The sequence below is a fragment of the Phaeobacter sp. JH20_08 genome (genome assembly GCF_048056635.1).
In the GTDB taxonomy this organism is placed as follows: domain Bacteria; phylum Pseudomonadota; class Alphaproteobacteria; order Rhodobacterales; family Rhodobacteraceae; genus Phaeobacter; species Phaeobacter bryozoorum.
On the sequence record NZ_JAYMVV010000005.1, the window covers coordinates 993,964 to 1,005,396 of the forward strand.

Below are 11,433 nucleotides of genomic sequence, written 5' to 3' on the forward strand. Positions count from 1 at the left end.
TCAGTATAACCTAGAATTTGTCCATGAACTCGCAGGATTCTGCGGCCATAAACTCAGGTTCTAAATTTGATCAAATAATGGATACTACCGGATCAGATTAGGACGCAAGCGAATTTTTTTCCGCCGGTCCTGCGGCAGATGTGCGTTCAGACGGGTATTGATCGCGCCAAAGAGGGTGATCACCGCCAGCGTCAGCAGGATGAAATAGAAGGCCAGGATCGGGTAGGGCACGAAGGGGTTGAAGGTCTTGTCGGCGAAATAGCTGGCGTAGTAGAGCGCATCGCCGCGCTGTTGCCATGCCGGAAAGCCGGAGAAGAACACCAGCGTGGTGGCGTGGAAGAGAAAGATCGCTTCGTTGGTGTAGGAGGGCCAGGCCAGCCGCATCATCGTTGGCCACATGATTCGACGAAACCGGGTCCAGCCGGAGAGGCCATAGGCATCTGCCGCCTCGATATCGCCCTTTGGGATCGACCGCAGCGCGCCGTAGAAGATTTCGGCGGAATAGGCGGCGGTGTTGAGGATCAGCACGATCAGCGCCCCGAGCCAGGCCGCCGACAGCGGGTCAAAGATGGAGGACACCGATTTCAGTTGCAGGAACAGGAAGTAGGCAAAGAAGAACTGGATGAACAGCGGCGAGCCACGGAAGATGAAGATGAACCATTCCGCAGCTTTGCGCAGCGGCGTGGAGGTGGAATTCTTGGCCAGCGCCACGCCATTGGCGATGACAAACCCGATGATGACGGCGATCGCGCCGAAATAGATGTTCCACAGCATCCCCGAACCGATCAGCACAAACTGGTCGCAGAGGGTGAAATCGCTGCGCGGCAACATGCGTTCGCCGATGCCGAGGGCGCGCAGGCCGTAATCTTGCAGTGTCTGGATACAGCTCATGACGCTTTCCTTTGCGCTTCGCCGGCCAGCGTGGCCTGACCGTGGGAGAGCCGGTCGCGGATCCGGTCCAGCACCAGTTCGGAGAGTTTGGTGAACGCGAGGTAGAAGACCAGAAGGCCGAGGAAATACCACATGCGCCAGTCGCCATGGGGGTATTCGGTGAAGCGGGCCGTCTTGGAGCCGCCGAGTTCACGTGCCCAATAGACGATATCCTCAACCCCCAGCAGGAACAGCAGCGGCGTCGCCTTGATCAGGACCATCCACAGGTTCGACAGACCGGGCAGCGCATAGGTCCACATCTGCGGCACCAGAATGCGCCAGAAGGCCTGTCGGTGGCTCATGCCATAGGCTTCGGCGGTTTCGATCTGGGCGCGGGGCACAGCGCGCATGGCGCCATAGAGCACGTTGGCGGCAAAGGCGCCGAAGACGATAGCGAAGGTGACCACCGCAAGGGTGAAGCCATAGACCTCATGGATCCACTGTTCGGAGGTGCTAAGCGGCATCTTGGCGATGTCGCAGACAACAAAGTCATTGCCCTGGCGCACCGGCGCGTCCCAGTCGGGGCATTTCACCTGATGGCGCAGATATTCGATGCCCTGATCCAGAGCGATGACGAAGAACAGGAAAAAGGCAATATCCGGCACGCCGCGCACAATGGCGATATAGGCCTTGCCCAGCCAGGAGAGCGGCGCGAATTGCGCGCGGGCAGCCATGGCGCCGCCAAAGCCGAAGGCCAGCGCCGCGGGCGCGGTGACAGCCAGCAGCAGCAGAACCGTCCCGAAGGAGGCGTAGAAGGCAAAATGCTTGCCGGTGGTGAGATAACAGCTCAGCCACTGGAAACCCTCCAGGCTGGCCGGATCGGTGCAAAAGGAGAAGATGGCGGGCCTCGTTCGGACAGGGACCGGTCAGGGCGCCACAGCGGAGCGGGACCGGTCAAGGGCGAAGGGGGGCCATGCCGCCCCCCTTCCTTGATATCAGGATGATGCGAGGGCTCAGAACCGGCCTTCGATTTCCCATTTTTCCAGCAGGGCGTTCAGCGAGCCGTCTGCCTTCATCGATTCGATGGCAGCGTCGAACTTGCCGCGCAGCTCATCATCGGATTTGCGGAACGCCATGCCGATGCCACCGCCCAGCAGCACGTCCTCTGCAACGAAGGACAGCTCGGTTTCGTCGACGATCGGGATCAGGAAGTCCTTGTCGGCCATGACCGCGTCGACTTCGCCAGCTTTCACCGCAGCGACGGTTTCATCCGGGGTGGGGAATTCGACCAGGGTGGCGCCGGTGGAGGCGACATGGGCGGCCTGAATGGTGGAGGCCTGTGCTGCCACAACGGCGCTGTTCACATCGACATCAGCCGACATCGCCGCATAGGCGGAGGGCGACGGGCGGGTGTAGCCGGTGGTGAAGTTCACAACTTCCTTGCGCTCTTCGGTGATCGACATGCCGGCGATGATGGTGTCGTAGTTGCCCGACAGCAGGTTCGGGATGATCGAATCCCAGTCATTGGTGACCCATTCGCAGTCCAGTTCGGCGCGCTTGCACAGCTCGTCGCCCAGCTCACGCTCAAAACCGTCAACCTGACCGTCGTCGTTCAGGAAGTTGTACGGAGGGTAGGCGCCCTCGGTGCCCAGACGCACGGTGTCGGCCATCGCGATACCGGCCGTAAGAGCCAGCGCAGCGGTGCTGAGGATAAGAGATTTCATGAGGTTACTCCCGTTTGGTTTGGTTGTTATGATGATTATTTACCGTGTCGCGTGGAGGCAAGAAAGCCCCGCAGGCGTTCGGAGCGGGTGTTGCCAAAGAGTTCGTCCGGGCAGCCTTCTTCTTCGATGAGGCCCTTGTGCAGAAAGACGATATGGCTGGACACATCTGCGGCCATGTTCATGTCATGGGTCACGATGATCATGGTGCGGCCTTCGGCTGCGAGATCCTTGATCACCCTGACCACTTCCTGTTCCAGTTCGGGATCAAGAGCAGAGGTCGGTTCGTCAAACAGCAGCGCCTCGGGTTCCATGCAGAGTGCGCGCGCAATGGCGGCGCGCTGCTGCTGTCCCCCGGAGAGCTGCGCGGGATAGGCATCGCATTTGTCGCCGATTCCCACCTTGGTGAGGTATTTGCGCGCGGCCTCTTCGACCTCGGCACGGTCGCGACCGAGCACGGTCAGCGGCGCCTCCATGACGTTTTGCAGAATGGTCATATGGGCCCAGAGATTGAACTGCTGGAATACCATCGACAGGTTGGTGCGGATGCGCAGCACCTGTTTCGGGTCCGCGGGACGCCGCGCAAGACCGCGTCCTGACCAGCGGATCGGTTCGCCTTTGAACAGGATGTCACCCTCCTGGCTGTCCTCTAGGAGGTTGCAGCAGCGCAGCAGGGTGGATTTGCCCGAACCGGACGATCCAATGAGAGAGACCACATCGCCCCGGTGGGCGGTGATATCAACACCTTTGATCACTTCCAGCTCGCCATATGACTTGTGCAGGCCGCGGATTTCCAGAACTGGTGTTGTGTCGGTCAAGGTGTCTCTCGTTCAATTGTCGTTGAATTCGTCCTTATTGGACCGAAAAAAAGAGCGGATGCAACGTGCAAACCGATAAGGCCGGTGCGGAATTTATCATTTTGGCGGGTAATCTGATCAAATTGTACTCATACATGTGGAGGCTGTGGCAGATGCGAGATCTGCCTGTAATCAATGGGCGAGTTTGCGGCCCTTCGACTGCTCGCGGCGTGGTTGTCAGGCCCTCGCGCCCCCTCCGGGCCGGCTCAGCGCGGGCCCTGAGGGCGGGAACCAAGGTGTCAGACTGCGGCCTGCTGGCGGATGGATTGTTCCGTCAGCACCGGCCCGAGCGGTGTCGGGACCGCCAGATAGGCGCCGGGGGCAATATCGCTGACGCCCTTCAGGTGCAATATCTGACGCTGGGTCTCGTCCAGCTCGGCGACAGCCTGGGCCACGGCGGCGCGCAGCGGAACCGGATCGCGGGTCCGGGCGGTGATCAGCGGCAGGCCCGGCGTCGGTTTGGTGCGGGCGATTTCCACAAGCTCCGTCGCCCAGTCGTCATGCTCCTGCATCAGCGCCCAGCTGACGGCATCAAGTGCCGCGAAATCTGCGGTCCCGTCGGCGACGGCGCGGGCGGATGCGCGATGGCTGCCGGATTGGAACAGGCTGCCGGGCAGCAGCGAGAGGTCGCGCAGGTGCATCATCGGTGCGGCCCAGCCCGATTGCGAGAGCGCTTCGTTATAGGCAAAGCTGCCGCCCGCGATGGTCCGAAGATCCGCGCCGGATCGGTCGCGATGGGCGACAAAGACGCTGGTGTAATAGCCCGGCGGACAATCCGCGACGCCGTGGTCCAGCGTGGTGACCAGATTGACCTGTTCATAGAGCCGCGTGCGGTAGGGCAGGCCACAGGTCTGCGCCAGCAGCAGTGTCGAATCGGACCAGATCGACCAGAGGTCGCCGCCTCGGCTCAGGGTTTCGGGGGCCTCGATTGAGGCATCGGCCAGAGCGCTGCGGATCGCCTGCCACAGGGCATCAAGCGCTGCGGCGGTTTCCGGGCGATCATACATCGCCAGGCTGGCAATCATGAGCTGGCCTCGGCGCGTTGGCGGGCGCGGGCGCTGTCCATATCGCTGACCCCGAGCAGGCTGGCGGAAAGCCGCAGGAGCGCATCCTCGGCGTCGTCGCGTTTGCCATCGGCCAGCACCACCTGCCACAGCGCCTCGACCACGGCCATGCGGTTTTCATAGGGCACCGCGTCCTTGATCGCGCGGGTGAAGCGGACGGTGTCGGGGGCCTCGGCCTCCAGCGCCTCGGCCTGTTCGCGCAGCAGGATCGCACCGCCCATGTCGAGGTCGTAACGAGCGCGCAGGATCCGGTCGATCCGGTCCCGTTCGTCATCGGAGTAATTGTGATCGGAGCGCGCAATCCGCACCAGCAGCGCGCAGAGCGCCAGTCGGGCGTCGCGGTCATCCAGCGGTTCGGGCGCGGGCGCCAGAAGCCGTCCCAGCAGTTCCTTGATCATGGTTGCGGTTCCCTGTCTGGAATGGGCGGCGGCGGGGTGTCCTCGGCCGTGCCTACAGCCTGCGGTCGCTGGGCTGCGGCAATGGCTGGCTCCGGGGCGAGCAATTTGCCCTGCGCGCGGGCGCGGGCAGTGTCGCTGTCGGCCCTTGACAGACCCATCGCCTTGCGCGCGTCCTCGACGATTTTCATCTCGCCGGGGTGTTCGTGACCATCGGCCAGCACCACCTCCCAGAGCGCATCCAGCGCCGCGAGCCGTTCCTCAAGCCCGGTGGTTTCGCGGATCAGACGCCCGAATGTGTCGGTTTCCGGCGCGGCGGCATGGAGTTTTTCGCAGGCGGCACGGACCTTTGCCGCCTCGATCGCGTCGTGCTGGTAAAGGCGGGCCAGAATGCGGTCGATCAGGCTGATTTCTTCCAGCTGGTAGTCGCGATCCGATTGCGCCACACGCACCAGAAGCGCACCAAGGGCCAGCTCGGCATCCGGGTCCGGCTGGGCGGGGGTCTTTTGCGGTCGAAAGACCTGAAACAGTTTCTTCAGCATGGCATTACTCTACTGTTGAGTGCGTCCAGGGCCAAGCGGGTCCTAGTCGCCGTAGCCTTCGATGATTTCCATGTCGCCGGTTGCGACCGGATCGCGCAGCGCCTTGGCCTGCTGGTAGGCGACAGAATCATAACAGGCCTTGGCGGTGGCGAAATCCTTGAACTCGATGACCACGGTGCGCGCACGCGTCTGGCCTTCGCGCACTTCCTTGGCACCACCGCGGATCAGGAATTTCGCACCATATTCGGCAAAGGCGGTGGCATTGGCTGCGACATAATCCTTGTAGCGGTCCATATCATCAACGTCGACATGGGCGACCCAGTATCCTTTGGGCATGGGGGGTCCTTTCTGGCGCGGATATCAAGCTGTTGGCACAGGCTGATACAGAACCGGAGCAAAGGCAATGACCGCGTTGTGTGGTTTTTCCCCTTATGGGGACGATTTGACGGGATGGCTCAGCCAGGAGTGCAAATCGGGGCGGCAGATCGCGCCGTTTATGCAGGGCACATGACCTGATCGCGGGCGGTTGCTGCCGCGGCGCTGGATCTCATCTTTGGAGATCGTACCGGGGCAAGCCGGTAGGATTACCAATGGCTTGCCCCGCAGTTTGTTGTGATCAGCCGATCTCGGCAAGGCGCGCCAGCGCTTCCTTCACCTTGGCTTCTTCTTCCTCGCGCAGGTTCAGGTTTTCGCGGGCCTCGGCGACCACCTCTTCGGGGGCGGAGGCCGCGAATTTGGGGTTGTTGAGACGTCCGCGCAGGCCGCCCAGCTCCTTGGCCAGCTTGCCCAGGGTTTTTTCCAGACGCGCCTTTTCGGCGTCCACGTCGATGACATCCGCCAGCGGCAGGCCGAAGGAGGCACCGGGGGCGGCGACGCTTGCGCAGCCCTTGGGGAAGGTGTCGACCTGTTCCAGCGTGGTGATCCGCGCAAGTTTCTGGATCATCGCCTCGTTCTTCTCCCAGGCGCTGCGCGCCTGATCGGAGAATTCGGTCACAACCATCGGGATCTTGGCGCCCGCCGGGACGTGCATCTGCGCGCGGGTGGAGCGGATGTTCTCGATCGCGGTGATTACCCAGTTCATTTCGGCGTCCGCATCGGCGTTCACCAGCTCGGTGCCATAGGTCGGCCAGTCTTCATGCACCAGCATGTTTGACCGCTTGGCGGTATTGCCCCACAGCTCCTCGGTGATGAAGGGCATGATCGGATGCAGGAGGATCATGCACTGATCCAGCACCCAGCCCAGCGTCTGCCGGGTTTCGGCGATCACCGCCTCATCCTCGGAGCCGAACAGCGGTTTGCTGAGTTCAATGTACCAATCGCAGACCTTGCCCCAGACAAAGGCGTAGAGGCCGAGGGCGGCGTCGTTGAAGCGGAAGGCCTCAAGGGCGGCGTCCACTTCAACCCGGACCTTGGCGGTTTCGCCGATGATCCACTGGTTCACGGCGGCCTTGGCATCGGGGATGTCATAGGCGGGGGTGTCGGCGTCATAGACGTTGTTGAAATGGGCGAAGTTCACCGCATTCCACAGCTTGGTGCCAAAGTTGCGGTAGCCTGCGATGCGCTGCATGTCGAGCTTCAGCACGCCACCAAGGCTGGCCATCGCCGCATTGGTAAAACGCAGCGCGTCGGCGCCGTATTCGTCGATGATCTCCAGCGGGTCGACCACGTTGCCGGTGGATTTCGACATCTTCTTGCCCTTGGCATCGCGGACGAGGCCGTGGAGGTAGACGGTGTCAAACGGGATGCGCTGTTCAACCGGCAGATCCTGATCCAGAACCGCCAGCTGCATCATCATCATCCGGGCAACCCAGAAGAACAGGATGTCCTGACCGGTGACCAGCGTCGAGGTCGGGAAGTATTTCGAGGTTTCCTCAGTCCACTCGGGCCAGCCGAGTGTGCCGATCGGCCAGAGACCGGAGGAGAACCAGGTGTCCAGCACGTCGGGGTCGCGAAGCAGCAGTACAAAGTTTGCAGAACCGTCTTCTTTCCCGGCTTTGTTACCCGACTGCGAAATAAACGTGGCTGTTTCAACTTCGTCATCCCAGAGGAATTTTGCGTTTTCCTGTGGGCTGTTATAAGCGAACTCAACCTCGTAGAGTGCTTTGGCTTTTTCTTCAGCTTCACTCGCTGAGGATGCACAAATCATGACCTCCATGCGCGAATAGTCGAATTTGCCGGTAGCTTGGTCTTTGACTGGCCCATACCAAACCGGGATCTGATGACCCCACCACAGCTGGCGCGAGATGCACCAGGGTTCGATGTTCTCCAGCCAGTGGTAATAGGTCTTTTCGCCGCTTTCCGGCAGGATCTTGACGGTGCCGTCTTTCACCGCGTCCAGCGCCGGGCCGACGATCTTTGCCGCGTCCACGAACCACTGGTCGGTCAGCATCGGTTCAATGACCACTTTGGAGCGGTCGCCAAAGGGCTGCATGATCGGCTTGTTCTCGACATAAGGCGTGGTCTCGGTCACCTCGGTCTCGTTGCCGTCCTCATCCTTTACCGTTCTGCTGGTGGTCTGCATCACGGCGAGACCTTCGGCTGTGATGTCGGCGACCACGCGTTTGCGTGCCTCGAAACGGTCCAGGCCACGGTATTCTTCCGGCACCATGTTCATCGCGGCGATGCTGGCTTCGGTGAACTCTGCCTCGCCATTGGCGATGGCCTGTGCTTTGGCGGCTTCCTCGGCATAGGGCGCGCCGTCGCTGCGCATATTCGCCTTGGTATCCATCAGGTTATACATCGGAATGCCGCCGCGCTTGGCGACCTGATAGTCATTGAAATCATGCGCGCCGGTGATCTTTACGGCACCAGAGCCGAAATCCTTGTCCGGGTATTCATCAGTGATGATCGGGATCAGGCGGCGGTGCTCCTTGGGGCCGACCGGGATTTCGCACAGCTTGCCCACAATAGGCGCGTAGCGTTCATCCGAAGGATGCACAGCCACCGCGCCGTCGCCCAGCATGGTTTCGGGACGGGTGGTGGCGATGGAGATATAGTCGCGCTCTTCCTCGAGGATGACATTGCCGTCCTCGTCCTTCTCCACATAGGTGTAGGTGGCCCCACCGGCGAGCGGGTATTTGAAGTGCCACATGTGGCCCGCAACCTCGATATTCTCCACCTCAAGGTCGGAGATCGCGGTCTCAAAATGCGGGTCCCAGTTCACCAGCCGCTTGCCACGGTAGATCAGCCCCTTGTTGTACATTTCAACAAAGACTTTGATCACCGCATCGTGGAAATTGGGCGAATTCTCATGGCCCGTACGGGTGTCGCCCGCAGCGCCGGCCATTGTGAAGGCGGTGCGGTCATAGTCACAGGAAGCGCCAAGGCGCTTCAGCTGGTTGATGATGGTGCCGCCGGATTGTTCTTTCCATTCCCAGATCTTTTCCAGGAACTTCTCGCGGCCCAGTTCTCCGCGGGAGGGCTGCTGGGTCTGGGCCAACATGCGCTCCACCACCATCTGGGTGGCGATGCCCGCGTGGTCGGTGCCGGGCTGCCAGAGCGTGTCATACCCCTGCATCCGTTTCCAGCGGATCAGGATGTCCTGAAGCGTGTTGTTGAAGGCATGGCCCATGTGCAGGACGCCCGTGACATTCGGGGGCGGGATCATGACGCTGTAGGTTTCGCTGCGCTTGGCGTTTGCACCTGCGCGGAAACAGCCTGCCTTTTCCCAGGCCTCGGAAAGCCGGGTTTCGGCTTCGGCTGCGTTAAATGTCTTGTCCATCGCCATCGGAATGTCCTGCCTGCGTATCCATCTAATCGGCTCATCCCATAGCGAATGGCGGGGGAAAGGGAAAGGCTCGATAGGAGGCGGCGGTGCTGGCGGGGCGGTGTTGGCGGATGATTTTTGAAAAACCAAAATTAATTTGGAACGATCGCGGTGATAACGGCGTTTTAAGCTTAATCCGGCACGGTTGGTGGTGGGGATATCGGGATGCAGATGACAGTGAGTGATGTCGCGCCCGGGTCACCGAGGTGGAGTTCCAAGCCGCCTTTGTCCACAGGGATCTCCCTCGGATCCTGATTGCCGATGTCTATGGTTTCAAGCCGCCCGGGCGCCCTTGATGCGGATACCGCAGGGGCGGCCGGGCGCACGACTTTTCACGTTTTCCAGGGTTTGGATGTGGTGGGAGGCTTTGGCACGCGTTGCGGCGCGTGGGAACACTATTGGCCGGTGCGGTCCAGTTTGGTTGCGAGATGGATCAGGCTTTCGGAAGAGCGCACGCCGCGTGCCTCGCCGATGCGGTCAATGGTTTCGTCCAGCTCCGCCGTGGTCTGCGCCACCACCTGTGCCAGTAGGTCAAAGCGCCCCGAGGTGGTATGGACCACCTCGACGCCGGGTAAGCCGCGCAGCCGGGCCAGCACCTCGGGGCCGGAGCGGGGTTCAATCGAGATCAGCACCGTCGCCTGAAGCGGCGGACGCGCCTGCGACGAGGTGCGCAGCGTGTAGCCGCTGATCACGCCTGAGGTCTCCAGCCGCTCGATCCGTGCCTGCACCGTCGTGCGCGCCAGCCCCAGACGCCGGGCCAGATCCGCCACAGGGCGGCGGGCGTTCTCGCGCAGGAGCGTCAGCAGATGTTGGTCGGTTTCGTCGGTTTGCATGTTTGACCTGCGATATGACGGTGATTTTCGTCACTATAGTCAATGTGACGAGCGAAATCGACGGGGTTTCGGCGGAAACTGATAAAAACACCACCGAATATTCCAATTAGGGCCGTTCCCCATGCAGCAGATCCCACCCCTCTGGCTTTCCCCTGAAACTCATCTGGCGCGCAGCACCCCGGATCATCCGATCCTCTATTTCTCGCCGCGCGTGCTGCATGATGTGGCCAACCGCTTTCAAAAAGGCTTTCCGGGGCTGGTGACCTATGCGGTGAAGGCCAACCCGCATCCTGCTGTGCTGTCCAATCTGGTGGCGGCGGGGATCACCGGTTTTGATGTGGCGTCGCCTGCGGAAATGGATGCGGTGCGCGCGGCAAGCCCCGATGCGGTGATGCATTACAACAACCCGGTGCGGTCGGAGGTGGAGATCGCTGCAGGGATCGCCCATGGCGTTGCCAGCTGGTCTGTGGATGAGGCCAGCGAGCTGGACAAGCTGGCCGAGGTGCCCAAGACCTGCGAAATCGCCGTGCGCTTTGCGCTGCCGGTGGCCGGTGCCGCCTATGATTTCGGCAGCAAATTCGGGGCCGAACCCGAGCTGGCGATTGAGCTGCTGAAACGGGTGGCAGCTGAGGGCTGGACCCCGGCCTTGTGTTTTCACCCCGGTACCCAATGCGAGGATGAGAGCGCCTGGGTCGAATATGTTCATGCCGCCAAACGGATCGTGGATGCCGCCGGTGTCCGCATTGCCCGGCTCAATGTCGGCGGGGGATTTGCTGCCAACCGCGACGGGGTGGCGCCGGACCTGGAAAAGGTTTTTGCGGCGATTTCAGCTGCCGCCGATGAGGCTTTTGGTGCAGAGAGGCCGCAGCTGATCTGCGAGCCGGGGCGCGCGATGGTCTCTGAAAGCTTTACCCTGGCGGCGCGCGTCAAGGGGATGCGCAAGCAGGGCGCGGTGGTGTTCCTGAACGACGGGATCTATGGCGGGCTGGTCGATATCCGCGACATGGGCCTGCCGGGCCGGGTCGAGGTGGTGGCCGCCGATGGCACCCGCCGGGTGGCGGACTGCCAGCCGCGGGTGGTCTTCGGGCCGACCTGCGACAGCCTGGACCGGCTGCCCGATGGGCTGCCGCTGCCAAGCGACACCCGGATCGGTGACTATGTGCTGTTTCCGGGGCTTGGTGCCTATTCCTCGGCCATGAGCACGCAGTTCAACGGTTATGGGCTGTCGGACGTGGCGACAGTGATCGAGCTGTCTGGACAAGCGCGCCCCTGAGGCTAGTCTCGCTTCTGACAGGATCAACACTGCGGCGCGGGGCGGACCCGGCGCCGCTGTGGACGTTTTGCAGCTGAAACGCGATCCGACACGCAAGGCAGGTCAGGGGCGG

At 61.7% G+C, this 11,433-nt stretch carries 11 protein-coding genes; 1 reads left to right on the top strand and 10 read right to left on the bottom strand.

What is annotated here, in order from left to right; genetic code table 11:
• Positions 1-84 precede the first annotated feature (84 nt).
• The 10 genes from VWY75_RS06755 to VWY75_RS06800 all read right to left on the bottom strand — a co-directional run bounded on the left by VWY75_RS06755 (position 85) and on the right by VWY75_RS06800 (position 10,048).
• Positions 85-891, bottom strand: coding sequence for an ABC transporter permease (locus VWY75_RS06755; RefSeq protein WP_340545219.1), 807 nt, complete (start codon positions 889-891; stop codon positions 85-87).
• Positions 888-1,769, bottom strand: coding sequence for an ABC transporter permease (locus VWY75_RS06760; RefSeq protein ID WP_340546298.1), 882 nt, complete (start codon positions 1,767-1,769; stop codon positions 888-890). The genes VWY75_RS06755 and VWY75_RS06760 overlap by 4 nt, the downstream gene beginning before the upstream one ends.
• 114 nt (positions 1,770-1,883) lie before the next feature.
• Complete coding sequence (locus VWY75_RS06765; protein WP_340545220.1) at positions 1,884-2,594, bottom strand: transporter substrate-binding domain-containing protein; 711 nt, start codon at positions 2,592-2,594, stop codon at positions 1,884-1,886.
• 35 nt (positions 2,595-2,629) lie between these two features.
• Positions 2,630-3,409: an ABC transporter ATP-binding protein gene (locus VWY75_RS06770; RefSeq protein ID WP_340545221.1), complete on the bottom strand. Its 780-nt coding sequence runs from the start codon at positions 3,407-3,409 to the stop codon at positions 2,630-2,632.
• Between the two features lie 278 nt (positions 3,410-3,687).
• Positions 3,688-4,473 (bottom strand): phosphate/phosphite/phosphonate ABC transporter substrate-binding protein, encoded by a 786-nt coding sequence (locus VWY75_RS06775; protein WP_416537343.1) that lies wholly within the window; start codon positions 4,471-4,473, stop codon positions 3,688-3,690.
• Complete coding sequence (locus VWY75_RS06780) at positions 4,470-4,910, bottom strand: TerB family tellurite resistance protein (RefSeq protein ID WP_340545223.1); 441 nt, start codon at positions 4,908-4,910, stop codon at positions 4,470-4,472. Before VWY75_RS06780 ends, VWY75_RS06775 begins: the two co-directional genes overlap by 4 nt.
• Entirely contained in the window at positions 4,907-5,449 is a 543-nt protein-coding gene (locus tag VWY75_RS06785) for a TerB family tellurite resistance protein (protein ID WP_340545224.1), read from the bottom strand. Before VWY75_RS06785 ends, VWY75_RS06780 begins: the two co-directional genes overlap by 4 nt.
• A gap of 42 nt (positions 5,450-5,491) precedes the next feature.
• Positions 5,492-5,785 carry a DUF1330 domain-containing protein gene (locus tag VWY75_RS06790; protein WP_340545225.1) on the bottom strand — a complete coding sequence of 98 codons (294 nt, stop codon included), beginning with the start codon at positions 5,783-5,785 and terminating at the stop codon, positions 5,492-5,494.
• Positions 5,786-6,065: 280 nt separating this feature from the next.
• Positions 6,066-9,176: a valine--tRNA ligase gene (locus tag VWY75_RS06795; protein WP_416537344.1), complete on the bottom strand. Its 3,111-nt coding sequence runs from the start codon at positions 9,174-9,176 to the stop codon at positions 6,066-6,068.
• Positions 9,177-9,610: 434 nt separating this feature from the next.
• Positions 9,611-10,048, bottom strand: coding sequence for an Lrp/AsnC family transcriptional regulator (locus VWY75_RS06800; protein ID WP_340545227.1), 438 nt, complete (start codon positions 10,046-10,048; stop codon positions 9,611-9,613).
• 121 nt (positions 10,049-10,169) lie between these two features.
• On the opposite strand from VWY75_RS06800, the gene VWY75_RS06805 reads away from it, so the two are divergent.
• The gene (locus VWY75_RS06805; RefSeq protein ID WP_416536286.1) at positions 10,170-11,321 is read left to right on the top strand and encodes a type III PLP-dependent enzyme; all 1,152 of its coding nucleotides are present in this window, start codon (positions 10,170-10,172) and stop codon (positions 11,319-11,321) included.
• Positions 11,322-11,433 lie beyond the last annotated feature (112 nt).

Excerpts from the sequence above, each read along its gene's own strand:
- VWY75_RS06765 (WP_340545220.1), bottom strand. The coding sequence starts at position 2,594 with ATGAAATCTCTTATCCTCAGCACCGCTGCGCTGGCTCTTACGGCCGGT.
- VWY75_RS06800 (WP_340545227.1), bottom strand. The coding sequence starts at position 10,048 with ATGCAAACCGACGAAACCGACCAACATCTGCTGACGCTCCTGCGCGAG.
- VWY75_RS06775 (WP_416537343.1), bottom strand. The coding sequence starts at position 4,473 with ATGATTGCCAGCCTGGCGATGTATGATCGCCCGGAAACCGCCGCAGCG.
- VWY75_RS06785 (WP_340545224.1), bottom strand. The coding sequence starts at position 5,449 with ATGCTGAAGAAACTGTTTCAGGTCTTTCGACCGCAAAAGACCCCCGCC.
- VWY75_RS06790 (WP_340545225.1), bottom strand. The coding sequence starts at position 5,785 with ATGCCCAAAGGATACTGGGTCGCCCATGTCGACGTTGATGATATGGAC.
- VWY75_RS06755 (WP_340545219.1), bottom strand. The coding sequence starts at position 891 with ATGAGCTGTATCCAGACACTGCAAGATTACGGCCTGCGCGCCCTCGGC.
- VWY75_RS06780 (WP_340545223.1), bottom strand. The coding sequence starts at position 4,910 with ATGATCAAGGAACTGCTGGGACGGCTTCTGGCGCCCGCGCCCGAACCG.
- VWY75_RS06795 (WP_416537344.1), bottom strand. The coding sequence starts at position 9,176 with ATGGCGATGGACAAGACATTTAACGCAGCCGAAGCCGAAACCCGGCTT.
- VWY75_RS06805 (WP_416536286.1), top strand. The coding sequence starts at position 10,170 with ATGCAGCAGATCCCACCCCTCTGGCTTTCCCCTGAAACTCATCTGGCG.